A 22063-nucleotide genomic window follows, 5' to 3' on the forward strand; every position below is an offset into this window, starting at 1 on the left:
GGAGATCTTAGCGACACTAGAACGCGACTAACAATCAGTGGGGGATAAAGAGCTCCCCACTGATAGAAGTTTCACTTTATAGGACAGTGCCCATCCCTCATAAAAAGATCATGCATAGGCTATAAAAAAGGTGAAAACTGAGGAGTGTTCCTATGGCACAAAAATCAAATGAGGATGCTAATCCTAAGCTTTATTTAAGCCATTCAGACACTGTTTCCAATCAGGGTACTTACCGTCTCAACTTTCTCCAGGAAGTAATAAAAGAGCAGCAGACCGTTAATACCCGCTTGTCTGAAACTTATGATGAGATGAAGACTCAGCTAGAGGATTCGTTTATTGATATGAGGAAGCTTGTAAAAAGTGCTGCCGGCAAACAAAGTAATCATATTGGGCATTTGACAGCTAAGATAGAAAAGCAGGATGCTTTTTTGGCGGGTTTTCTGGAAATGATGCATAAGCGCGAAAAGGAGAATAATTTATTGAATAAAAGGCTGGCTGTCTTGGAGGGAATGAATAAGGAGATTCTGGAAACTCTTGAAAATGAAGAGCCGGTAAACCAGAAAATACTTGAACAAGTTTCCTGTCAGGAAGCGGCAACACAGGCGCTTTCCCGTAAATTTGATAAATTCGAGGCATTTTCTGAAGAGGCCGTAACAAATTTTAAAGCACAGGAAGAAATGAAAGCAGAATTAAGCAAAAAGCTTGATGTCCAGGAAGTATTCCATAATACAGTAATGGAGCGTTTAGATCAGCAGTTCGCGTCATTTTCGGAGGAAGCTGAGAAAAAGTTTAAGACGCAGGAGCAATTGAAAGAAGAATTAAGCAATAAGCTTAGTGAACAGGAACAGGCCAGCAAGTCGATAATGGAACGTTTACATCGCCAGGAGGCGATCACTGAAAAGATCAGCAGACAATTGGATCATTTAAAGTCAATCGTTTATGAGCGTGCCTCCCACCTAACTGAACGCTTCGAAAAAAGCTTAAAACAGCTGTCAAAACCAGTCCACAGCTTCTTTGTCAGTCAGGAGGAAAAAGCAAGGGATGGCAAGAATAAAGAGTAAAAGAAAGAAGGCACCTGGAGAAGTGCCTTCTTTTCTAGTTTTAATCTAAAATTGTAACTTTAACTGTTTTTCTGCCAAAATTAATGGCATCTTCCTGAGATGGCATAAAGATATCAATCTTGTTGCCTTTAATGGCTCCGCCAGTGTCTCCTGCGACAGCTTCACCATATCCTTCAACATGGACTTTAGTTCCCAGCGGGATCACATTAGGATCTACTGAGATTACTTTTTGATCTGGATTTTCTTTTAAATTGATTCCTGTTGCTGTAATTCCTGAGCAGCCTTCACAATTAGCTGTGTAGGCTGTTGCTTCCATATTCAGCACTTGAGTTGCTTCATCATTTGCATTTTCCTCAGGTTTTTCAGAAGCAGGCTCGGCAGCTGGTTTGGATTCCGCTGCAGGCTTGGCAGGCTCAGATGCAGGCTTTGATTCCGCTGCAGGATTAGCCGGTTCCGGATTAGACTCTGCGACTGGCTTTGCTTCTGGAGCCGGCTGTGATTTTTCAGCTGGCTGTGTTTGTTTTACTGCAGGCTGTTCAGATTTTTGCTCTGAAGCAGCTGCTGTTTTTGCAGGCTGTTTGGACTTTGCCGGAGCAGCCTGAACTGGAACAGCTGCAGCATTAACAGCTTTGGCATCCGGATAAAGAATTAATTCATCGTCCGGACGAATTAAATCAGAACTCAAGCTGTTCCATTCTTTGATTGCCTCAGCTGTGACACTATGCTCTCTTGCTATATCCCATAAAGTATCGCCTTTTGATACTATGTATTTCTTTTCAGGGTATACATTAAGTACATCATCCGGGTGGATGATATGCGAAGACAGCCCGTTCCATTCTTTAATCATGTCAACTGGTGTATTATATGACTGGGAAAAATCCCACAAAGTATCGCCTTTTTTTACTGTCACTTCTTCAGCTTGCACATTCGCACCTGCTGTTCCGGTAATTGCGGCAGCTGCTACAAAAGTTAAAATTGATTTTTTCATATGATAGAACCTCCCGTATAGCTCGTTTTTAGCTAACGGGGATAATAATAACATGGAATCTTTACTAAAAAAGAACAAACAGATAATAATCCCGTTACGGATATAACAGCCTCATAACAAACATATTTCAAAGTCAGGTGCCGTTTTAGACTGAAAGTGGTGCTTTTCCTGTTATCATGGGATTCGATCCAATGTTTTTATAATTTATCCATTTATTGGCAATATCTATTTTTAAACAGGAGAGGAATTAATTTCTAATGCAAAAGCCAATCCGATTAGGATTGGCTAGGCAGATTTCGCAGGCAAAACAATATTGAATGTCGTACCTTTATTTAATTCACTCTCGATAAATACTTTGCCATTATGGCTTTCTATAATTTTAAAGCTGACCATCAAGCCTAAACCATTCCCATTTTTCTTGGTTGTAAAAAATGGTTCTCCGATATTTTTCAGTTTTTCCTGTGGTATTCCGACACCTGTATCCTGTATCGCTATCTGCACCTGGTTATTTATGATAGCTGCTCTGACTGTAATATCTCCTCCATCAGGCATCGCTTCAATTCCATTTTTGATAAAATTAAGGAAAACCTGTTTAAGGCGGTTTTCGTCACATTCAATCTGGATGATATCCCGTTCATATTCGAAACGAATTTTCACGTCCCGTTTCCGGGCTTCGAATTCCAGAAAAGAGATGACATTCTTTATAATAGGTATGATATCTCTTTCTTCCAGTTCAGCGGCTTTTGGCTTAGCAAGAACCATAAAATCTTCTACTATATGATTTACCCGGTCAATTTCATCTAAAATGATGCTTAAGTATTCCTGTCTCTCTTCATTCGTTTCATCCAGCTGAAGGAACTCTGTATATCCTTTCATTGTTGTCAGCGGATTGCGGATTTCATGGGCAACCCCTGCAGCAAGCTGGCCCACTGCTGCCAGTTTATCCTGCCGATGCAGCACTTCCTCTGTTGTTTTCCTCTCGGTAATATCGTTTCTTATGGCTAAGTATTGATAAGGTTTTCCGTTCGCATTCATGAACGGCACGATTGTTGTATGGACCCAGTAATAAGACCCATCCTTTGCTTTATTTCGTATTTCCCCTCTCCATACTTCACCAGAGCCAATTGTTTTCCATAAGTTCTTAAAAAAATCTTTTGAATGCAGATTTGAATTTAATAACGAATGGTTTTGTCCTATCAGCTCTTCCCTGCTGTACTGGGAAATTTCACAAAACCTCTCATTTACATTGGTTATAATCCCTTTTTCATCAGTGAACGCAATAATGGAAGACTGATCAAGAGCAAATTTAATATCGTTAACCTCTTTCAAGGAATTTTTGAGATTGGCTTCAGCAGTTTTCAAGGCAGATATATCTGTCCGGATGGAAACATACTGATACGGTTTATTCTTTTTGCTAAGGAAGGGTACAATTGTTGTCTCGACCCAATAAAAGCTTCCGTCCTTTGCTTTATTTCGTATTTCTCCCTTCCATATTTCCCCCGACCCAATCGTTTTCCATAGTTGGTGGAAAAACTCTGGCGGATGATATCCTGAATTTAAAATATTATGATTTTTGCCCAGCAGTTCATATTCTTCATATTTGGAAATCTCAACAAATTTATCATTCACATACGTAATAATCCCCTTTGGGTCAGTAATAGCCACAATAGATGATTCATCAAGTGCAGCCTGAATATCGTGTAAGTTAGTGTCGCTTGCTTCCAGCCGCTTGCTCATTAGGGTGCTTGAAGCAATGAGGCCGCTAAGGATTAGAATCGCTGCAAATAATACCAGGAAAATCAGAAAAGTCCCCGGCGAGTCTCCCTCCCTGCTAATCTCCCCATTTGGATAGAATGAGGACGATCGGATGAGCAGAAAATACCCCTCTACAACGGCTCCGGCAATAATGAGTGCGCTTAAAGGCTTTATCCATATATGTCTTGAATAGGAAAGACTTTTTGAGTAAAAGAGCATCCAAAGTGAAAATAAAAAAGAAGCAAAAATAATCAGGGTGGAAATGAGAAATACAATGGAGCCAAATTGGACATTCATCCCGATAGCATACATTCCTGTTACATGGATGGATAGGACTGCCATCGTTAAAAAGAAGCTGCCCGCAAGAAGATTGCCTTTCTTCAGCTGTCGTCCGATTACTGCACTAAATGCCATTCCGGTAAAGGAGATGCCAAAAATCATGGACAATAAGGTAAGAGGAATATTGTAGCTTCCGGAAGCATTTATTTTGATCGCGACCATGCCAATGAAGTTCATGATCCATATGCCGATTCCAAGTGAAAAAGTTCCGCCTAAGAACAAGAACCTCTGATTGCTTTCAGATGATTTTATTAAAGTAAATAAATCTAATGCTGTATAGGAAGCCATAATGGTCAGTATAACGGCCGCAAATATTAATATCGGATTAAAAGATACAATTATCTCAGTCATCGCAGGCTTTAAGCCCCCTCATTTTTACTTTATTCAATATGATTGTAATGGAATCATTCATGCCATGGAAGAGGCTGGGAGAAATAAAGTCTGAAGCTCATTAAAACTGACAAGCTTAAGAGCAGATTTTAACCCTCTTTTATGCCTGAAAAAATAATAAATTAAATTTTTAAAAAATTTAATCAAAACACTTCACATTAAAATATATTTGGTATATACTGTACTACAACAGAAGAAAACAAAATAAACTGTATTATAAAAAGGAGGAAATAGTAATGATTAAAAGTCCGGTTGAATTCTACAGAACCCTTCCTAAAAAGGTATGTCCCGAGTGTGGCCAAACAGTAAAGGAACAGGCTGAATCATACTTAATGGAATGTGATCGCTGTCTGTCAAAGAAAATGGAATAGCACAATCAGCGGAAGGCTTCCTGGTCCTTCCGCTTTTTATTTATTAAAAAACCTCAGCTGTTGCTGAATAATATGAAATTATTTGAAAAGTCTATAAATATATCTCCTCTTCTTGTATAATTGTTCCATAAACTCTTTATTTAGAGAATCGAAATAGGAGGGAACGATATATGGTTCAAACAGCAATAACCAGATTAAAGCGTCATGAGGTACCGAAAGAGCGCACATGGAAAGTGGAGGATTTATTTGCATTGGAGGAAGATTGGCATAAAGAGATAAAGAGTATTGAAGAGGATCTTGCTGTTTTTGAGCAATACAAAGGAAAACTCCATGAAGGTCCGCAAGCTTTGCTTGGCTGCCTTTCCGCTCAGGAAAAGCTTTCTATCCGTCTTGTCCAGGCCGGCACATATGCAAGCTTGCGCCAATCAGAAGATGGCACAAATCCCGATAATCAGGCTATTTCATCACAAATAGCCTCTTTAAGAGCAAAAGCCGCCTCCACTCTATCGTTTATTGATTCTGAGTTATTGTCTCTGCCTGATGGTACAATTCAAAAATACATAAAAGAAGAAAGCAGGCTGGAACCGTTCAGAAATGGGCTGACCGAACTGCTGGAAACAAAGAGGCACAGACTTTCTCCGGAAACGGAAGAAGCGCTGGCTGCATTAGGAGAAGTATTCGGTGCTCCCTATAATATCTATCAGGCTGCAAAACTTGCTGACATGCCATTTGCCTCATTTAAAGACAGTCAAGGAAACGAATTGCCCAACTCTTTTGCTCTTTACGAGGATCGCTATGAATTTTCGCCGGATACCACCATCAGACGGAATGCCTATGCCTCGTTTACAGATTCATTGGAAAACTACAAGAATACATTTGCTTCTGCATATTCTGCGGAGGTAAAAAAGCAGGTAACGCTTTCGAAACTGAGAAAATACAGCTCAGTCACACAAATGCTTCTCGATTCCCAGCATGTAACAGAGGAAATGTATAACAATCAGCTGGACATTATCCAAAAGGAACTTGCTCCCCATATGCGCAGATATGCTCAGTTGAAGAAAAAAGTCCTGGGATTGGATAGAATGCTTTTTTGTGACCTGAAGGCTCCACTTGATCCGGAGTTCAATCCGGAAACAACATTTGAAAAAGCATCAGAAGTCATATTGGAAGCTCTCAAGATAATGGGCCCGGAATATACCGATATAATGAAGAAAGGCCTGTCAGAACGGTGGGTCGATTTAGCTGATAACGTCGGAAAATCCACAGGCGCTTTTTGTGCAAGTCCGTACGGTTCACATCCTTTCATCCTGATTACATGGACAGACACGATGCGCGGTGCTTTTGTTCTCGCTCATGAGCTTGGGCATGCGGGTCATTTTTATTTGGCCAATAAATATCAGCGTATCATGAATACCCGCCCTTCAACCTATTTTGTCGAAGCACCCTCTACACTAAACGAAATGCTGCTTGGCCAGCATTTATTGGCTGGTACTGAAGATAAAAGAATGAAGCGCTGGGTTATTCTTCAAATGCTTGGAACTTATTATCATAACTTTGTCACACATCTTCTCGAAGGAGAGTACCAGCGCAGAGTATATCGTCTGGCTGAACAGGGTGTTCCGTTAACGGCGAAAACACTCTCAGCTCAAAAATTAGACACACTTGCTGAATTCTGGGGAGATTCGGTTGAACTGGATGATAAGGCCGCTTTAACCTGGATGAGACAGCCTCACTATTACATGGGACTCTACCCATATACCTATTCAGCCGGTTTAACTGCTTCCACTGCTATGGCACAAAGCATTCATGAGGAAGGCCAGCCTGCTGTCGACCGCTGGCTTGATGTCCTTAAAGCCGGAGGAACGAAAAAACCGCTTGAACTGCTTAGGAGTGCCGGCATTGATATGTCTAAGCCGGATCCGATCCGCAAAGCAGTAAGCTATGTTGGATCATTGGTAGACGAATTGGAAAACAGCTATGTGTAACAAGAATCCCCTCCGATTTAAGGAGGGGATTCTTGTGTTTCCTCTGATGGTTTTAAAGTGTTCTGATAGGCAAATTAAGCGGTTTTAAGCTATTCGTTTTTTCTATAAAAACAAAGCTGTCATACCTTAGAGAAATTTTAGTGGGAACATAATTACCATACTGTTCAGATTCACGATTATATACAACTCCGATGGCCCGATGTCCAATAGTATCTGTGAATAGATCTCTGTTTTCATCGTTGAACAGCAATACTTTATCTCCGGGACCAGCCATTTGAAGGGCATCCTCCCAGCTTCCCGTCTGTGCGGGCGGCACCTCCATAACCTGCATTTCACTCCCCCATTGTTCGGCGGCTATAACGGTACCTGAGTAAGTGCCAAAGCCTAATGCGAAAACTTGGTCTTCTCCGTATTTTTCGCGGAGGATTTGCCCAACATTCACAAGCCCCTCTTCTTTCATATCGGTTGCTCTTGCATCTCCAATATGTGTGTTGTGTTCCCAAACGATAACCTTTGCATCTTTTCCGTAAAATTCCGATACTTCCTCCAGTGCACTTACCATGTGATGGTCCCTGATATTCCAATCATCAGGACCGCCTTTTACCATCGCCCGATAATAGTTTTCTGCATTCAGGGCAACAAGGCTGTTTATCAAAAGGTTCAGTGATTCCTCTTCAAAGTTGTTGGTTTCCTCCCACTTGTTTTTTATTTTCAGCAAAAGGTCGGCAACCTCCTTATCGCAGGCGTCTCCATAAAATTCTGCAGCGACTGCATAATTTTCCGGTTTCCGGTGAAATGGCTCAAAGCAGGAAAATGCTTTTTTAGCAGCTTCCAGCTCGGCTGCTCCCTTTGATTCCAGAAGTTTTATTATTTCATCCATAGACTCCCATAAACTATATATGTCGATGCCATAGAAACCCGCCATTTGGCTTTGCTCTTTAATGTGCTGATTATAATCATGAATCCAGGTAATCAGCTGTTTTATTTCCTCATTCGCCCACATCCATGTCGGCCACCGGTTAAAATCCTTCAGTGCTTCAAGGGGGTTCATTGGCGCATACCCTTTAACATACCTGTTAACTGTAAAGCAGGAAGGCCAGTCCCCTTCCACAGCGATACAATTGAACCCTTTCCGTTCAATGAGCTTCCTGGATATTTCCGCTCTTATAGAATAAAATTCAGATGTTCCATGTGAAGCTTCTCCCAATAAAACAAATTTTGCTTTCCCGGCAGCTTCAATAATGCGGTCAAACCAAAATGGATCGCTGAGAGAGCCTGCTTCCGATTGAATAGCTGCAATCAGCCTTTTAGTTGCATTCATTCTTATCACCTCAATTTAGCCTTATAGCTAACTTGCCCATTTGAATTAGGATTATATGGCTGAATATTAGATCACTGCGGAGAGAAAACTTTAAAGAAAGATGCTCGAATATATTTCAGAAGGGTTAGTGAATCATGAAAGAAATGGATGAAAAATACCTGACTTCTGCACCGAAAGAAAAGATGGTTACCATTGGAAATGACGGCAAATTTCCGAATCTGAAAAATGCGGTCGGGGATTCTGTTGATGAACATGAACAGCTGGAAACGGCAAATGCTATTCTAGGCGCAAAAGAAATCGGCCAGCAAAATGAAAACCTATAAATGGGGAGTGAAACTAATGGAAACAATTGATCCTAAAAAAGTAAAATCGGGAGATGAGGTATATGTCATTTACCATAATCCTCACACGCCCAGTGTAGCAAACGTAAGGCCTGCTGAAATTGTTCCGCATCCAAAAGATCCTAATGCAGTAGCCCTCTTTCTTAATGAGTCATTTCATTTAATAGAAGAAGATGATGCACTGTTTTCTTCTGAAAAGGATGCAGAAGAGGCTTTTCAGGAATTATACGGAGAGTACTGACACAAATAAAGAAAGACTGTAAGGAATCAGTCTTTCTTTATTTGCTGATTATAAAATTTGCGGTAATTCCCTCATTTCGGCAGTTGTTTCATCACCGCATAATGGACATTTTAAATCTGAAGAGGCAAAATCTTTTCTCATCCAGCCATTGCAGCTATTACAGGAATACACCTCTGTGTCGAGCATTACAACCTCTGGCTTATCATCTTGGCCTTTTTTATTGAAAAAAATTGGAATCGCCCCCTTTTTTTCATAGTATGGACAAGAAACGGGAAAATTATTGAAAATGATAAAAAATGATAAAAACAAATTGGAAGAGGAGGCTATTTAATGGTCCGCCAACAGAAGAAGAAAAACCTTACTATCGCAGGAACAGATATTGATGAGGTAAAAAGGCTGAATAGCCAATCCGGATTATCCTATAACGAAGTAAAAAGAATGCTGGCAGAAAATTATTTAAAGAAATGAAGTTTTCATTGGGTTAGATCATGAAAAAGGCTGTCTGCTTGTTTATCATTATGTAACCCTTGTTAAGGGCCAAAAATAAGCATGCTTTTGAGGGGAATAGTGTAAAATTGGCTCGTTCGTAAAGTACTTGTCAGGTAAAAATGATGCCATTGTATTTTCGTATATCGAACATGAAGCTTCATGCAGCTGCCATTTTGTATGATGGATATCCCCGCGAAAAACTTCTTCACCTTTTGTTACCCATAGACAATATCTCTCAGTCAGCCATTCATCAAGTGACCCTGCCTGTGCATTAAATGGGCTGGAAGCTGGCTTATATTGGACTTTGAATTGTACGCTCTCTTTATTTTCGTTTTTTCTCCTGCTTTCATAATTAATGAGTCCTTCTGTTTTATCAACTTTCATTTCGGCATTCATATAGGGCAGGAAATATAGCATTCTGGCTCCTGTAACCGCTAAAAAATTATCGGCATCCAGGCTGAAAAAATACACACCTTTCTTGCCCCCATACTCTACATAAGTTCTTACATTCAGCTCATTCATTGATTTCATCATTGGCAATGCCGGCAAGCCGCGGACTCTCATTCTGCTGATCCAGAAAGGTACTATTCCGATCCAGGCTTCGCCCTTAAATGTATCCAGAGTTAACTGAGAAGGAATATGCTTCTCCATTATTTCTGCCGGTACCGGCCAATGTGCAAACAGAACATCATTCCATATTTGCTCCATCACCCAGGGTTTATCAGGCAGCGGAAAAGGTCTGTGCCCTGTTATCTGTAATTCTTCCTTCATTCTTTTACCGCCCTTCAGCATTTTTATTAACGATTATTCCTTCAAAATGCCGGCAGTAAACTTAGTAACGATAAATGAAGTTCAGATAGTCTATAGTTCTAAGCTTTAGCATTGCCCTGTATTATTAATAGAGGTGATGGTCCATGAATAAGCGTCTATCAGTACCTTATTTGAAAACACTCAGTCTGACACCGGAAAACCAGGAGTCTCCCATTCATTTTCTGAAGAATTGGAAAACACCGCAGGGTTATTTCTATCTAAGGAATCATTTTGCATACCCGCAAATTCATACCCGGAATTTAGTATTGTCGATTGCCGGCAATGTTCATAAACCGATGGAAATATCATTTAATGAACTTATCCGCTTTCCATTCAAAGAAATTCTGGTCCCTCTGGAATGCTCCGGCAATAACAGAGCTAAGTTCAAACCAAAGGTTTTTGGTGAGCAGTGGGAAGAAGGGGCAGTCAGTCAGGGGAAATGGAAAGGAGTACCTTTGAAAGAGCTGCTGGATAAAGCGGGACTACTGGCTGGAAGTAAAGAAGCTGTGTTTGCGGGAATGGATTTCGGTGAACGCAAAGATTTCAAAGAATCCTTTTACTTTGCAAGAAGCCTGCCGATTGAAAAGGCACTCCATGAAGATACGATCGTAGCATATGAATATAACGGCAAGCCCATACCTTATAAGCATGGTTATCCTTTTCGGCTAATTGTCCCTCAATGGTATGCAATGGCCTCCGTTAAGTGGCTTAGAAATATATTTATTATTCAGCATGAATTTAATGGCCCATTTCAAACAAAAGATTACGTTTATTATCCTTATGATGATAGCGATTTAGATAAAAAGCCTGTTACAGCCATAAATGTTAACAGCACAATCCAGCATCCATTGGATCGTTCCATTGTTAATGAGGGGTTACATGTTATAAAAGGTATTGCCTGGACTGGAACTGGTACTATTAATGAAGTCGCAATAAGCTTTGATCATGGGGATACTTGGAGAAAAGCGTCGCTTAAATACAGAGGAAACGAAAAATACTCCTGGGTAAAGTGGCATTTTAATTGGGAGGTAAAAAAGGGCGAATATACCATTCTTGTGCGGGCAACAGATACAGAGGGCAATATTCAGCCAATAAAGCCTTACTGGAACAGGAAAGGATACGGATATAATGCTGTGCAAAAAATAAAAATTCAAGTGGTATAACCCGTTTTTCCATGCAAAATCCCCAAAGTGCAAAAAGAGAAGATGTTTTTAATACATCCTCTCTTTCTAGTTCTATTCAATTAGCAGTGCTAATTAATTTTCTTCATCTGTCCTCTTGCCTGCTTCCGGTTCACCAGGTGTCTGATTGCCTGTTGTAGCCTGATAGCCCACCCGATAGGAAGAAGTCCTCTTTTTTCGGAGAACTTCCGGCATTTTATATTGGCTCAGGTCTTCTTGAGCATCTCTCGGCGCCATTGAAATGCCTCCTTTCTATCCGTTATTCATCATACCCTTTACGGGGGATGGAAATATCCACGCCAACTACATCCTCAATAACGGCATCCGCCTGTCCTTCCATATAGGTATCACTTACCTGCTCATGCGTTGTTGCGAGTCCTGAAGAAAGCTGATCATTTCTTTTATAATCCTCAGTTTCATAATATCTGCCAGCAATATTCGTGCCTTCATTATTATCTTTTTTATTCATGCATAATCCCTCCTTCTAATAAGAACTATCCTTATTTTGGACATTAAACCGATTATCATACGATTCAAATCAAACTCTATGTGTGAAAACAAAAAATCTGCCCTGATTAAGGCAGATTTTAAGCAGTTTACATGTTCATTTATCCTTTAATATCCCCAGCCTACGCAAGCAGCACCAACAATGATTAGAAGTATAAACAGGACAACGATTAAAGCAAAACCGCCGCCATATCCTGCACCTGCACCCATTCTAACACCTCCTGACGTCTAGTGACAGTGTATGAACATGATGTTTGTCCCGAATGGGCAGTTGTAACGGAGCAATAAAATAAAATCAAAGATACTTTTACCTTATCGGAGCCTGGCAATGATTTAGAAAGAAAAAACGCCGAAAATGTGAACAAAAATAGGAGATTAATCACCCAATTTAATTTGGTAAGAAAAAAACTCTTTACTGCAAACGGATTCATGTTAAAATGGACATGTAATCAAGTTAGATGTCTGACGTCTATTCACAAACCTCTTTTATCAGAGGTCTATATTTTTGACGTTTCGTAAAAACGTTTTCATTCTACTAAATTCAACAAATGAGGTGTCAACATGAGTTTTATCTGGGGTATATTTGGGATTGTGACCGTATTGGGAATAGCTTTCCTTCTTTCATCAAATCGTAAAGCGATCAATTTACGCACAATTCTTGGCGGTCTAGCCATTCAGTTTGCCTTTGCCTTTGCCGTGCTAAAATGGGATCTTGGGAAAAAGGCACTGGAAAAATTAACTTTTGCAGTAAATGACATTGTAAGTTACGCCAATGAAGGAGTTAATTTCCTCTTTGGAGGATTATTTCAAGAAGGTTCAGGTGTTGGATTTGTATTTGCATTCCAGGTCCTGACAGTTGTTATCTTCTTCTCTTCCCTAATCTCCGTTCTATATTATACAGGGATCATGCAATTCATTATTAAAGTGATTGGCGGAGGCCTTTCTAAGCTGCTCGGAACCAGCAAGGCAGAATCGATTTCTGCTGCTGCCAATATTTTTGTCGGACAGACAGAGGCACCTCTTATCGTCCGCCCTTTCATCAGCAAAATGACAAAGTCGGAATTATTCGCTATCATGACCGGCGGTTTGGCTTCCGTGGCAGGTTCAGTTCTGATTGGTTATTCACTGCTTGGTGTTCCACTGGAATACCTGCTTGCAGCAAGTTTTATGGCAGCTCCTGCAGGTCTTGTAATGGCTAAAATGATGATGCCTGAAACTGAAAAATCAGAAACAACTGATGATATTAACATTGAAAAAGATACGAAATCTGTCAATATCGTAGATGCTGCGGCCCGGGGAGCGAGCGATGGTTTAATGCTTGCCTTGAACATCGGCGCCATGCTTCTTGCTTTCATCGCTTTAGTTGCCTTAATCAATGGAATCATCGGTTTTGCAGGCGGACTTTTCGGGCTTGAAAACTTAACACTTGAAATGATTCTTGGCTTTATTTTTGCACCAATTGCTTTTGCAGTTGGAGTCCCTTGGGCTGAAGCAGTACAGGCTGGCGGCTACATCGGCCAAAAGCTTGTGTTGAATGAATTCGTTGCTTACTCAGCCTTTGCTCCTGAAATCAGCAGCCTGTCTCCTAAGACTGTTGCAGTAGTAAGCTTCGCGCTTTGCGGCTTTGCGAACATTTCCTCTATGGCCATCCTTTTGGGCGGCCTCGGCAACCTGGCTCCTGACCGCAGGAATGATATTGCCAAGCTTGGCATCCGTGCAGTTATAGCTGGAGCTCTTGCCTCTCTATTAAGTGCAGCAATTGCAGGAATGTTAATTTAATAGTCTGATAGCATACTGGATAACCGGTATGCTATTTTTTTTGAGGTAAAGGCGAGAATTGTCGAAGATTATCTGAAAATTATTTTAATTCAGAGTTGATTTTATATTTTTATTAATGTTAAAGTATGGATGTAAGCGTTATCAATAGTATTCTTCTAAAGTTTTGCAGCATGGAAATACATAGACTACTATTTTAAGGAGGAATTATATGAGTCAGTTAACTGCAGGTTTAAAAGAAAAGGTAGAAAAGTTCTTAAGCGGAAAGAAGAAATTATATATCAATGGTGAATTTGTAGAAAGCAAATCACAGAAAACGTTTGATACGTATAATCCAGCGACAGGAGAAGTTCTGGCTACTGTTTTCGAAGCAGGTACAGAAGATATTGATCTCGCAGTAAAAGCAGCCCGAAAGGCGTTTGATGAAGGAAAATGGTCTAAAATGAGCGCTTCTAAGCGCAGCCGCCTGATGTACAAGCTTGCCGATCTTATGGAAGAAAACAGTGAAGAATTAGCACAGCTTGAGACATTGGATAATGGAAAGCCAATCCGTGAAACAACAAATGCCGATATTCCATTGGCAATTGAACATATGCGCTACTATGCAGGCTGGTCTACGAAGATTGTCGGACAGACTATTCCTGTCAGCGGACCATTCTTCAACTATACCCGCCATGAAGCCGTTGGTGTAGTGGGGCAAATCATCCCTTGGAACTTCCCTCTTCTAATGGCAATGTGGAAGCTTGGTGCTGCCCTGGCAACAGGATGTACGGTTGTTCTTAAACCAGCGGAGCAAACACCTCTTTCCGCTTTATATCTTGCTGAGTTAATGGATCAGGCAGGCTTCCCTCCAGGGGTAATCAATATTGTCCCTGGCTTTGGAGAAACAGCTGGCCAGCCGCTTGTTGACCATCCGCTGGTAGATAAAATTGCCTTTACTGGTTCTACTGAAGTAGGTAAACGGATTATGTCCAATGCTTCAAAGACCTTGAAGCGGGTTACGCTTGAACTTGGCGGCAAGTCTCCGAACATTATCCTGCCGGATGCTGATTTATCAAAGGCAATTCCTGGAGCTCTTAACGGTGTTATGTTCAACCAGGGACAGGTTTGCTGTGCCGGCTCCCGTGTTTTCATACAAAAGAAGCAGTTTGATAATGTTGTAGCTGATATGGCTTCACATGCTAAAAAAATCAAGCAAGGTGCCGGAATTCATGCTGACACTGAAATCGGCCCGCTTGTATCTGCTGAGCAGCAAAACAGAGTTCTTGGGTACATTGAAAAAGGCCTAAGCGAAGGTGCTCAGCTTGTAGCAGGAGGAGATAAGCCTCAGGAGCAAGGTTACTTCGTCTCCCCTACTATCTTTGCAGATGTTAATGACGAAATGACAATTGCGAAGGAAGAAATCTTCGGACCGGTTATTTCGGCCATGCCTTATGATGACATTGACGAATTAATTAACCGTGCCAATAACAGCGAATATGGATTAGCTGCAGGAGTTTGGACTCGTGATGTTGCAAATGCACACTATGTGGCCAATAAACTCCGCGCTGGTACAGTTTGGGTGAACTGCTATAACGCTTTCGATGCTGCATCCCCATTTGGCGGCTATAAGCAATCCGGTATCGGACGTGAAATGGGCTCATACGCTCTTGATAACTATACAGAAGTTAAGAGTGTATGGATCTCCATGAAATAATAGCCGAATCAAAAAAAAGGAACCTTTCGGGGTTCCTTTTTTAATGGAAATCCTTTAAAGTTTCTTCCCATTAAGAATAAGTTCACAGATTATCCATAGGATTTTTGATGGATATTATTTATCCTTATATTGGGAGGGGAAATAATGAAAAAAGTATATATGATTTCCGCTATTATTGTCGTATTAGGCATTGCTGCCGGCATTTCTTTTTTTATCATTCGTGATATGACATCAAAGATACCTGAACATATTACACTTTTAACCGATGATGAGAAGGTATATGACTTTGAAGAATCTGATGAAAAGCTGAAGCTTGTTGAATTTATTTATACGCACTGTCCGGATATATGTCCGACGACTACCCAAAGGATGAATCTCCTGAAAAGTGATCTTACTAATGAGGGTGTATTTGGGGACAAAGTGCAATTTATTACTGTTACGATCGACCCTTATAGGGATACCGCAGATGTTCTTAAAAAATATAGAAGCACCTTTGATATCGAAAATGATGAGAATTGGATCTTTCTTACTGCTGATCCTGATACATTGAAAAAGGATCAGGCAGAAATTCAGGAGCTCGCAAACACTTTCCAATTTCAATACCGTGATCCCGGTGATGGCTTCTATGTTCACAGCACCTTTGTGTATTTGCTTGACGAGAATAATAAATTTATTAAGAAGTTCCCTATGGGAGAAGATTTTGACAGGAATGAAGTTTTCAAAAAGATAATGAAGCAAATTTAACAAAAAAAATGGCGGATTTTAGGATCCGCCATTTTTTTTTTAACCTAGTTCGCAGAAGAAGATAAATTTTTGTTTTGGTCAATGAGTATTAAAGTTTTTGATCTTGGCTTTGAGAAGCTTACTTTAATACCGGATTTCTTTAATCGGTTTACTAAATCAACCAGCTGTTTTTTAGCCATCTAAAAAACTCCTTTTTCCCTGCCTGTATGATTAATATTTTACATGAAATTTATGAAAAAACTATGAACAAAAAGAAACAATTTATACTTTTTCAAGGTTTTAATAAAAGAGTCTGCCTGGTTTTTACTTCAGTGAGAACTGTTTTATGATAGTTCCCATCTGCCCAGTCTTTCATCTGATCATGGTACCACTCGCTTAAAGGATGTCCGGATTGCCCTGGTCCCACCAGATGGTAGGCAGTATTCATGTTTTGTGTATCAATCACAAATCTCCATGAGCCTCCATGATTCACTGTGCCATCGTCTTTGTTGGCTGCCGCCTGCACAGTGACTGAGCTGCCGCCAACAGGAATTCGGCCCTCTCTATTAAACAAAAAGTTTAAAGGTTTTATACTCGAAAGCGGGTGGGAAAAAGCTAATTGATGATAGTTACCCCATTTCCATTTAGTCGGGCTGCTTCCTTGAAGATCTTCGGCTTCCTTGACCGCTGTACTCAATGATTGGGAAAGGACTTCCTGCAATCCGCCCTTTTCTTCAATCCAGATGCTTTCCCGGCCATTTGCTGCATTTCTCAATAATTCATCCACTGCCTGCTTTTGTCCTTTGAAAAGCTTCCTCATTTCGGGAGATATCTGATCTTCAAAAAGAACATCGGATATGCTTTTCATCCAAAGATTGAAAATAAGAGGGGCTGCCTTATCCTTGCTGTCAATATAATCCCATTTACTCAGGATCGATAAAGCTTCCTTTTCAAGAGCGGTGGATGGTTCTTTCATTCCGGACAGGAAAAGCGGTATGAATTCCTTTGCCTGCAGGTTTTTCTGATCCATTTGCAGTGACATCATATCTTCAGCTGTAAGATCATCCTTGCTCTTGAGAAATTCCTGAATGCGCATTTGTCTATAGGGCTGTGCCCAATCATGACTGATATGGTAAGGGTAGCTGTCATCAATAACCTTATTGTTTGCCGTTGATATATACCCTTCTTCGGGATTGACCGTTTTAGGCAGCTGATCATAAGGAATGTAGCCTTTCCACCCATATTCATCCGACCAGCCGGGCACTGGCAGCAGTCCGTCTCCTTTCTTTCTGATTGGGATTTTACCATTTGCTTTATAAGCAATAGTTCCATCCGAAGAAGCAAATACAAAGTTTTGGGCAGGTGTATGAAATAACTCCAATGCTTGTTCAAACTGATTCCAGTCTGATGATTTATTCATTTTTAGAATGGCTTCCAGCTCTTTTGAAGGCTGAAGCGCTGTCCATTGTAAGGAAAGAACGGTATCCTTGCCGCTGTCTCCAGCAAATTCCGATATCACAGGTCCGTGGCGTGTAATCGTTATTTTATAGCTAATTGGCTCTTTGCCTTTTACCTTAATTGGTTCTTCTATTTCTTCTGCCTTTTCCCACTTTTCATTGAATAGAAACTCGTTTTCTTTGGCAGGATTCCTTTTTTCGATATACAAATCCTGAACATCTGGTCCTGTATTGGTTACTCCCCATGCAATATCTTCATTGTGACCGAGGATGATGCCCGGGATTCCGGCAAAAATGACACCGCTGACGTTCATTTCAGGAGACTCCAGGTGCATCTGATACCAGATGGAAGGTGTGCTGAGAGACAGATGAGGGTCATCAGCCAAAATAGGCTTTCCTGATGCCGTTTTACTGCCGGCTGCCACCCAGTTATTGCTTCCGTTAAATTCAGGAGGCGTGATGACAGATGCAAAGCTTTCTTCAATATTTAAGTTGTGTTTTCCTATTATGTATGGGGCTTCATCCGGATAGGAGGGGAATAATTCATATGCTTTATCTTCCGGAAAATGCTGAAGGAGATAATAGCGGAATGCCTGGCTTTCCCAGTGTCCGCCAAGATCATATGCCATATATTTGCCAATAGTGAGCGAATCCACTGGAGACCATTCTTCCGGTTCATAGCCGAGTATGGAAAATTCAACAGGCATTTTTCCATTTTCTTTAACCTCTTTAATATAAAGATTAACTCCTTCTGCAAACCAGCCTAAAATCTGTTTTGCATCGGAGGAGTATGCTTCATAGGATGCTTCTGCAGCCCTTCTCAAACCAAGAGTTCTAAAATATTTATCATTTTCAACCGTAGCCTCTCCAATTACTTCACTCAATCTTCCCGATGCCTGACGCCTGCTTAAATCCATCTGAAAAAGGCGATCCTGAGCCTGGACATAGCCTTGTGCAATAAAAAGGTCCCGTTCATTAGCAGCAAGCAGGTGCGGGACTCCGCTGCCATCCCGATTGACCATTACTTCCTGAGATATGGAGCCTATTCTGATTTCCCCATCTGTTTTAGGCAGAGAGCGGGACAAAAAACCATACATAATGAAAAAGGCTGCAGCCAGCAGCACTAATATGATAGCAATGCTCCAAAGCGAGTACTTCTTCCACTTTGATTTTGGCTGGAGCTGGATCTCAATATTGCCTTCCATAAACATTCCTTCCTTTATTATTAAATTTTAAATTCGAACCGGCCGGAAAGCTTTTGCTCACCAGCTTCATTTTTAACGGATACTTCTCCTGTCAGCCTTTTTTCGTTATCTTCCCATTTCTCTCCAGTCACTCTCCCTTCTATTGTCAGCTTCTCGCCGGGTCGTGTCATTTTGCTGAAGCGCACTTTGAACCTTCTCAGGTCCTTTCTTGGAAACCACTCAGCCAGTGCTTCACCTGCCATTCCCATGATAAGCATCCCGTGGGCGATCACTCCGTCCAATCCGGCCTTTTCTCCTACAGGGACTACTGTATGAATCGGATTGAAATCTCCGGATGCCCCTGCATACTTGACCAGCTGTGTATGTGTGATCTCTGGTTTATGAATCATTTTCAGCTCACTCATTTTTGCTTCCCCCTCTTTCTATAATGGTGGATTCTGAATAGAGAACATCTTTTCCATCACTGTTTTTGTACTGAATACCTATTGTAATAAACCGCAGGTTCCTCTTTTCGAAAGAAGAAATTACTTTAGGGGCTGCAGTTACTGTATCACCAGCACATATTTCCCCCATATAGCAATATTCCTGGCCGCCGTGAAGAACCTTGAGCGGGTCAAGTCCGAATAGCTCAATTAGGGTTTCGAAATCCATGCCACCCCACATCTCGATGGCTGTTGGAAATGTTGGCGGGATGGGGATGTCGCGGTACCCCTCTTTTCTCGCAGTGTCGGCATCATAATAAATAGGGTTTTTGTCTCCAATTGCCATAGCGAATTCTTTGATTTTTCCCCTTTCAATTGTAAACCGGAAAGGTTTTAACTTCACATCTGATTTTAAAAGAGATTCCATTAAAATCGCACTTCCTCTCATCCTTTTATAATCTTTATGTATTCGACTTTTAGCTCCTGCTTCCTGTTAAATCTCTAAATTTTTATCGAAGAGGTTACATGATGATAAGAAGAATTCGCGATTACGCGCTGAAAGTGGTATAATTTTATGGATTATGTATTTGGAGGAATAAAAACAATATGATAACTGTCAGTAATGTAGGTCTTCGATACGGCGACCGCAAACTATTCGAAGACGTTAATATTAAATTCACACCTGGCAATTGCTATGGATTGATTGGAGCAAATGGTGCAGGTAAATCAACTTTTCTTAAAATTTTATCAGGTGAAATTGAGGCACAATCCGGAAGTGTTCATTTAGGTCCCGGAGAACGCCTGGCTGTCCTGAAGCAGAACCATTTTGAGTACGAAGAATTTGAAGTATTAAAAGTAGTCATCATGGGCCATGCCCGTCTTTATGAAGTGATGCAGGAAAAAGATGCTATTTATATGAAGGCTGACTTCACGGATGAAGATGGGATGAAGGCTGCCGAACTAGAAGGCGAATTTGCTGAATTAAATGGATGGGAAGCAGAATCTGAAGCAGCTATTTTGCTGAAGGGACTTGGAATCGGAGAAGAGCTTCACGACAAAAAAATGGCTGACCTTTCCGGTTCTGAAAAAGTGAAAGTTTTGCTTGCGCAGGCGCTTTTTGGCAAGCCGGATGTTCTTTTACTGGATGAGCCGACAAACCACTTGGATATCAAAGCAATTCAATGGCTTGAGGAATTCCTGATCAACTTTGAGAATACCGTTATTGTCGTATCCCATGACCGTCATTTCTTAAACAAAGTTTGTACGCATATTGCCGATCTTGACTTTGGGAAGATCCAGATTTACGTTGGGAACTATGACTTCTGGTATGAGTCAAGCCAGCTTGCACAAAGGATGGCCCAGGATGCCAATAAGAAAAAAGAAGAAAAAATCAAGGAACTGCAAAGCTTTATTGCCCGCTTTAGTGCAAACGCATCAAAATCCAAGCAGGCAACTTCACGTAAAAAGCTTCTTGATAAGATTTCTCTTGATGACATTAGACCATCCTCAAGAAAATATCCGTATGTCGGATTTTCGCCAGACCGTGAAATTGGAAATGATTTGCTTCGGGTAGACGGCATCAGCAAAACAATTGATGGTGTTAAAGTTCTAAATAATGTCAGCTTCATCATGAACAAAGATGATAAAATAGCGTTAGTTGGCACGAACGAATTGGCGAAAACTACCCTGTTTAAAATACTGACTGGTGAAATGGAGCCGGATGAAGGAACGTTTAAGTGGGGTGTTACGACCTCTCAGTCCTATTTCCCTAATGACAACTCTGAGTTCTTCGAGAACTCTGATTTGAACCTTGTAGACTGGCTGCGCCAATTCTCGCCTGCAGATGACAGTGAAAGCTTCCTGAGAGGTTTCCTTGGAAGAATGCTGTTCTCTGGTGAGGAAGTTCTAAAGAAAGCAAGCGTTCTTTCCGGTGGGGAAAAAGTCCGCTGCATGCTATCTAAAATGATGCTGAGCGGTGCTAACGTGCTTCTTTTAGATGAGCCGACAAACCACCTTGATTTGGAATCCATTACGGCATTGAATAATGGACTGATTAATTTTAAAGGCTCCATGATTTTTGCTTCACATGACCATCAGTTCATTCAAACCATTGCTAACCGCATTATTGAAATTACACCGGCTGGCATTGTCGATAAGCAAATGACTTATGATGAGTATTTAGAAGACTCAGCCATTCAGAAACAAGTAGCTGAAATGTATCAGTAAACAGTAAAAGCAGGAGGATCAGCCTCCTGCTTTTAACTTTGTCAAAAATCCTGTTTTTTCTTTTTATGGCGTGCAGAGGAAGCTGTTCTGCTGCCTGTTTCTATGTTGGTTGTCCCTTGCCCTTCGACGTTTGGAGAGCTCAATCCAGCCTTGGAAGGGTCTTTTTTGCGTTTGCTCATAGTTAAACACCTCCTTTCTTACTTTTTCGTGTTAAGGCTATTTTTATCCATGGAATAAAAATGGAGTACAAAAGCCAATCTAACAAACGGAGGAGGTGTTAACATTGACGAAAAGAGTAGCGGTTGAACAATCCTTAACAAATGTTTCTGAAGCGCTTCGCCAAAAAGGATACGAAGTGGTTGACATGAAGTCGGCGCATGATGCTGAGAACTGCTCATGCTGTGTTGTGAGCGGTGTTGATTCAAATGTAATGGGTATGCAGGATGTTTCTACAAAAGCATCTGTCATTGAAGCAAGCGGCCTTTCAGCGGATGAAGTATGCCGCCAGGTGGAGCAAAGAATGCAGTAATGAAAAGTGAGCCAAAGACTAAAGATAACTTCTTTAGTCTTTTTCAATGAAAATAAAGTGAAACTTCAATCAGTGGGGGTTTTCCTTATCCCCCACTGATTGTTAGTCGCGTTCTAGTGTCGCTAAGATCTCCGCTAGCGCTTCGATCAATCGACACTACGAACCCGATTGGTTCAACTAAGCCTCTGCCAGCGCGTCGGCAAGTTTCACTGTATCTCACCAATCGGGCCTTTACATTATAAAGCGAGGC

25 protein-coding genes are annotated in these 22063 nt (G+C 41.0%); 12 read left to right on the top strand and 13 right to left on the bottom strand.

Annotated elements, in window-relative coordinates; translation table 11 throughout:
• The first annotated feature begins 152 nt into the window (after positions 1 to 152).
• Positions 153 to 1061, top strand: coding sequence for a hypothetical protein (locus CE058_RS21935; RefSeq protein ID WP_048011646.1), 909 nt, complete (start codon positions 153 to 155; stop codon positions 1059 to 1061).
• A 40-nt stretch (positions 1062 to 1101) separates the two neighbouring features.
• Here the strand turns inward: CE058_RS21935 and CE058_RS21940 are convergent, their stop codons facing one another.
• Together CE058_RS21940 and CE058_RS21945 are read right to left on the bottom strand one after the other, a co-directional pair.
• Entirely contained in the window at positions 1102 to 2049 is a 948-nt protein-coding gene (locus CE058_RS21940) for a LysM peptidoglycan-binding domain-containing protein (protein WP_163145057.1), read from the bottom strand.
• 285 nt (positions 2050 to 2334) lie between these two features.
• On the bottom strand, positions 2335 to 4494 hold the full coding sequence (locus tag CE058_RS21945) for a PAS domain S-box protein (protein ID WP_163145058.1): 2160 nt from the start codon (positions 4492 to 4494) through the stop codon (positions 2335 to 2337).
• Positions 4495 to 4769: 275 nt separating this feature from the next.
• On the opposite strand from CE058_RS21945, the gene yhfH reads away from it, so the two are divergent.
• Complete coding sequence (gene yhfH / locus CE058_RS21950; RefSeq protein ID WP_163145059.1) at positions 4770 to 4904, top strand: protein YhfH; 135 nt, start codon at positions 4770 to 4772, stop codon at positions 4902 to 4904.
• A gap of 170 nt (positions 4905 to 5074) precedes the next feature.
• Positions 5075 to 6889, top strand: a complete 1815-nt coding sequence (gene pepF / locus CE058_RS21955) for an oligoendopeptidase F (RefSeq protein ID WP_163145060.1) — start codon at positions 5075 to 5077, stop codon at positions 6887 to 6889.
• 52 nt (positions 6890 to 6941) lie between these two features.
• Here pepF and CE058_RS21960 read toward each other — a convergent pair whose 3' ends face one another.
• The gene (locus CE058_RS21960) at positions 6942 to 8210 is read right to left on the bottom strand and encodes an erythromycin esterase family protein (protein WP_204260568.1); all 1269 of its coding nucleotides are present in this window, start codon (positions 8208 to 8210) and stop codon (positions 6942 to 6944) included.
• A 134-nt stretch (positions 8211 to 8344) separates the two neighbouring features.
• Between CE058_RS21960 and CE058_RS21965 the strand changes: the two genes are divergently transcribed.
• Together CE058_RS21965 and CE058_RS21970 are read left to right on the top strand one after the other, a co-directional pair.
• The gene (locus tag CE058_RS21965; RefSeq protein ID WP_163145062.1) at positions 8345 to 8533 is read left to right on the top strand and encodes a hypothetical protein; all 189 of its coding nucleotides are present in this window, start codon (positions 8345 to 8347) and stop codon (positions 8531 to 8533) included.
• 16 nt (positions 8534 to 8549) lie between these two features.
• Entirely contained in the window at positions 8550 to 8792 is a 243-nt protein-coding gene (locus CE058_RS21970; protein ID WP_048011640.1) for a transcriptional regulator SplA domain-containing protein, read from the top strand.
• Positions 8793 to 8840: 48 nt separating this feature from the next.
• Here the strand turns inward: CE058_RS21970 and CE058_RS21975 are convergent, their stop codons facing one another.
• Positions 8841 to 9101 carry a cold-inducible protein YdjO-related protein gene (locus tag CE058_RS21975; RefSeq protein WP_227887089.1) on the bottom strand — a complete coding sequence of 87 codons (261 nt, stop codon included), beginning with the start codon at positions 9099 to 9101 and terminating at the stop codon, positions 8841 to 8843.
• Between the two features lie 21 nt (positions 9102 to 9122).
• On the opposite strand from CE058_RS21975, the gene CE058_RS24880 reads away from it, so the two are divergent.
• Positions 9123 to 9260: a hypothetical protein gene (locus tag CE058_RS24880; protein ID WP_197087778.1), complete on the top strand. Its 138-nt coding sequence runs from the start codon at positions 9123 to 9125 to the stop codon at positions 9258 to 9260.
• Between the two features lie 48 nt (positions 9261 to 9308).
• On the opposite strand, the gene CE058_RS21980 is transcribed toward CE058_RS24880, so the two are convergent.
• Positions 9309 to 10052: a YqjF family protein gene (locus CE058_RS21980; RefSeq protein WP_163145063.1), complete on the bottom strand. Its 744-nt coding sequence runs from the start codon at positions 10050 to 10052 to the stop codon at positions 9309 to 9311.
• Positions 10053 to 10195: 143 nt separating this feature from the next.
• Here CE058_RS21980 and CE058_RS21985 point away from each other — a divergent pair, with 143 nt between their 5' ends.
• Positions 10196 to 11254, top strand: coding sequence for a sulfite oxidase (locus CE058_RS21985; RefSeq protein ID WP_163145064.1), 1059 nt, complete (start codon positions 10196 to 10198; stop codon positions 11252 to 11254).
• Positions 11255 to 11347: 93 nt separating this feature from the next.
• On the opposite strand, the gene CE058_RS24885 is transcribed toward CE058_RS21985, so the two are convergent.
• From CE058_RS24885 to CE058_RS21995, 3 genes are all read right to left on the bottom strand, one after another.
• On the bottom strand, positions 11348 to 11509 hold the full coding sequence (locus tag CE058_RS24885) for a hypothetical protein (RefSeq protein WP_197207007.1): 162 nt from the start codon (positions 11507 to 11509) through the stop codon (positions 11348 to 11350).
• Positions 11510 to 11531: 22 nt separating this feature from the next.
• Complete coding sequence (locus CE058_RS21990; protein WP_048011637.1) at positions 11532 to 11741, bottom strand: YozQ family protein; 210 nt, start codon at positions 11739 to 11741, stop codon at positions 11532 to 11534.
• 146 nt (positions 11742 to 11887) lie between these two features.
• The gene (locus CE058_RS21995) at positions 11888 to 11989 is read right to left on the bottom strand and encodes a YjcZ family sporulation protein (RefSeq protein ID WP_082139040.1); all 102 of its coding nucleotides are present in this window, start codon (positions 11987 to 11989) and stop codon (positions 11888 to 11890) included.
• 351 nt (positions 11990 to 12340) lie between these two features.
• Here CE058_RS21995 and CE058_RS22000 point away from each other — a divergent pair, with 351 nt between their 5' ends.
• The 3 genes from CE058_RS22000 to CE058_RS22010 all read left to right on the top strand — a co-directional run bounded on the left by CE058_RS22000 (position 12341) and on the right by CE058_RS22010 (position 15995).
• The gene (locus tag CE058_RS22000; protein WP_048011636.1) at positions 12341 to 13558 is read left to right on the top strand and encodes a NupC/NupG family nucleoside CNT transporter; all 1218 of its coding nucleotides are present in this window, start codon (positions 12341 to 12343) and stop codon (positions 13556 to 13558) included.
• A 208-nt stretch (positions 13559 to 13766) separates the two neighbouring features.
• Positions 13767 to 15251 (top strand): aldehyde dehydrogenase family protein, encoded by a 1485-nt coding sequence (locus tag CE058_RS22005; protein WP_048011635.1) that lies wholly within the window; start codon positions 13767 to 13769, stop codon positions 15249 to 15251.
• 144 nt (positions 15252 to 15395) lie between these two features.
• Complete coding sequence (locus CE058_RS22010; RefSeq protein WP_048011634.1) at positions 15396 to 15995, top strand: SCO family protein; 600 nt, start codon at positions 15396 to 15398, stop codon at positions 15993 to 15995.
• Between the two features lie 44 nt (positions 15996 to 16039).
• Here the strand turns inward: CE058_RS22010 and CE058_RS25185 are convergent, their stop codons facing one another.
• The 4 genes from CE058_RS25185 to CE058_RS22025 all read right to left on the bottom strand — a co-directional run bounded on the left by CE058_RS25185 (position 16040) and on the right by CE058_RS22025 (position 19485).
• On the bottom strand, positions 16040 to 16174 hold the full coding sequence (locus CE058_RS25185) for a hypothetical protein (RefSeq protein ID WP_258750305.1): 135 nt from the start codon (positions 16172 to 16174) through the stop codon (positions 16040 to 16042).
• A 92-nt stretch (positions 16175 to 16266) separates the two neighbouring features.
• Positions 16267 to 18624, bottom strand: a complete 2358-nt coding sequence (locus CE058_RS22015) for a penicillin acylase family protein (RefSeq protein ID WP_204260569.1) — start codon at positions 18622 to 18624, stop codon at positions 16267 to 16269.
• A gap of 32 nt (positions 18625 to 18656) precedes the next feature.
• Complete coding sequence (locus CE058_RS22020) at positions 18657 to 19040, bottom strand: MaoC/PaaZ C-terminal domain-containing protein (protein ID WP_163145066.1); 384 nt, start codon at positions 19038 to 19040, stop codon at positions 18657 to 18659.
• On the bottom strand, positions 19033 to 19485 hold the full coding sequence (locus tag CE058_RS22025; protein WP_048011631.1) for an FAS1-like dehydratase domain-containing protein: 453 nt from the start codon (positions 19483 to 19485) through the stop codon (positions 19033 to 19035). The genes CE058_RS22020 and CE058_RS22025 overlap by 8 nt, the downstream gene beginning before the upstream one ends.
• Before the next feature lie 179 nt (positions 19486 to 19664).
• On the opposite strand from CE058_RS22025, the gene CE058_RS22030 reads away from it, so the two are divergent.
• Positions 19665 to 21284, top strand: coding sequence for an ABC-F family ATP-binding cassette domain-containing protein (locus CE058_RS22030; protein WP_048011630.1), 1620 nt, complete (start codon positions 19665 to 19667; stop codon positions 21282 to 21284).
• Positions 21285 to 21325: 41 nt separating this feature from the next.
• Here CE058_RS22030 and CE058_RS22035 read toward each other — a convergent pair whose 3' ends face one another.
• Entirely contained in the window at positions 21326 to 21463 is a 138-nt protein-coding gene (locus CE058_RS22035; RefSeq protein WP_163145067.1) for a YuzL family protein, read from the bottom strand.
• A 104-nt stretch (positions 21464 to 21567) separates the two neighbouring features.
• On the opposite strand from CE058_RS22035, the gene CE058_RS22040 reads away from it, so the two are divergent.
• Entirely contained in the window at positions 21568 to 21813 is a 246-nt protein-coding gene (locus CE058_RS22040; protein ID WP_048011629.1) for a YkuS family protein, read from the top strand.
• Positions 21814 to 22063: the final 250 nt, after the last annotated feature.

Origin of the sequence: Bacillus sp. 22-7 (assembly GCF_010628845.1) — a bacterium.
GTDB classification, from domain to species: Bacteria; Bacillota; Bacilli; order Bacillales; family Cytobacillaceae; genus Cytobacillus; species Cytobacillus firmus_B.

Excerpts from the sequence above, each read along its gene's own strand:
- CE058_RS22035 (WP_163145067.1), bottom strand. The coding sequence starts at position 21,463 with ATGAGCAAACGCAAAAAAGACCCTTCCAAGGCTGGATTGAGCTCTCCA.
- CE058_RS24885 (WP_197207007.1), bottom strand. The coding sequence starts at position 11,509 with ATGGCGCCGAGAGATGCTCAAGAAGACCTGAGCCAATATAAAATGCCG.
- CE058_RS21980 (WP_163145063.1), bottom strand. The coding sequence starts at position 10,052 with ATGAAGGAAGAATTACAGATAACAGGGCACAGACCTTTTCCGCTGCCT.
- CE058_RS22020 (WP_163145066.1), bottom strand. The coding sequence starts at position 19,040 with ATGAGTGAGCTGAAAATGATTCATAAACCAGAGATCACACATACACAG.
- CE058_RS21990 (WP_048011637.1), bottom strand. The coding sequence starts at position 11,741 with ATGAATAAAAAAGATAATAATGAAGGCACGAATATTGCTGGCAGATAT.
- CE058_RS21940 (WP_163145057.1), bottom strand. The coding sequence starts at position 2,049 with ATGAAAAAATCAATTTTAACTTTTGTAGCAGCTGCCGCAATTACCGGA.
- CE058_RS22005 (WP_048011635.1), top strand. The coding sequence starts at position 13,767 with ATGAGTCAGTTAACTGCAGGTTTAAAAGAAAAGGTAGAAAAGTTCTTA.
- yhfH (WP_163145059.1), top strand. The coding sequence starts at position 4,770 with ATGATTAAAAGTCCGGTTGAATTCTACAGAACCCTTCCTAAAAAGGTA.
- CE058_RS22030 (WP_048011630.1), top strand. The coding sequence starts at position 19,665 with ATGATAACTGTCAGTAATGTAGGTCTTCGATACGGCGACCGCAAACTA.
- pepF (WP_163145060.1), top strand. The coding sequence starts at position 5,075 with ATGGTTCAAACAGCAATAACCAGATTAAAGCGTCATGAGGTACCGAAA.
- CE058_RS25185 (WP_258750305.1), bottom strand. The coding sequence starts at position 16,174 with ATGGCTAAAAAACAGCTGGTTGATTTAGTAAACCGATTAAAGAAATCC.
- CE058_RS22000 (WP_048011636.1), top strand. The coding sequence starts at position 12,341 with ATGAGTTTTATCTGGGGTATATTTGGGATTGTGACCGTATTGGGAATA.
- CE058_RS21985 (WP_163145064.1), top strand. The coding sequence starts at position 10,196 with ATGAATAAGCGTCTATCAGTACCTTATTTGAAAACACTCAGTCTGACA.
- CE058_RS21935 (WP_048011646.1), top strand. The coding sequence starts at position 153 with ATGGCACAAAAATCAAATGAGGATGCTAATCCTAAGCTTTATTTAAGC.
- CE058_RS22025 (WP_048011631.1), bottom strand. The coding sequence starts at position 19,485 with ATGGAATCTCTTTTAAAATCAGATGTGAAGTTAAAACCTTTCCGGTTT.
- CE058_RS21995 (WP_082139040.1), bottom strand. The coding sequence starts at position 11,989 with ATGGGTGCAGGTGCAGGATATGGCGGCGGTTTTGCTTTAATCGTTGTC.
- CE058_RS21965 (WP_163145062.1), top strand. The coding sequence starts at position 8,345 with ATGAAAGAAATGGATGAAAAATACCTGACTTCTGCACCGAAAGAAAAG.
- CE058_RS21945 (WP_163145058.1), bottom strand. The coding sequence starts at position 4,494 with ATGACTGAGATAATTGTATCTTTTAATCCGATATTAATATTTGCGGCC.
- CE058_RS22010 (WP_048011634.1), top strand. The coding sequence starts at position 15,396 with ATGAAAAAAGTATATATGATTTCCGCTATTATTGTCGTATTAGGCATT.
- CE058_RS21970 (WP_048011640.1), top strand. The coding sequence starts at position 8,550 with ATGGAAACAATTGATCCTAAAAAAGTAAAATCGGGAGATGAGGTATAT.
- CE058_RS24880 (WP_197087778.1), top strand. The coding sequence starts at position 9,123 with ATGGTCCGCCAACAGAAGAAGAAAAACCTTACTATCGCAGGAACAGAT.
- CE058_RS21960 (WP_204260568.1), bottom strand. The coding sequence starts at position 8,210 with ATGAATGCAACTAAAAGGCTGATTGCAGCTATTCAATCGGAAGCAGGC.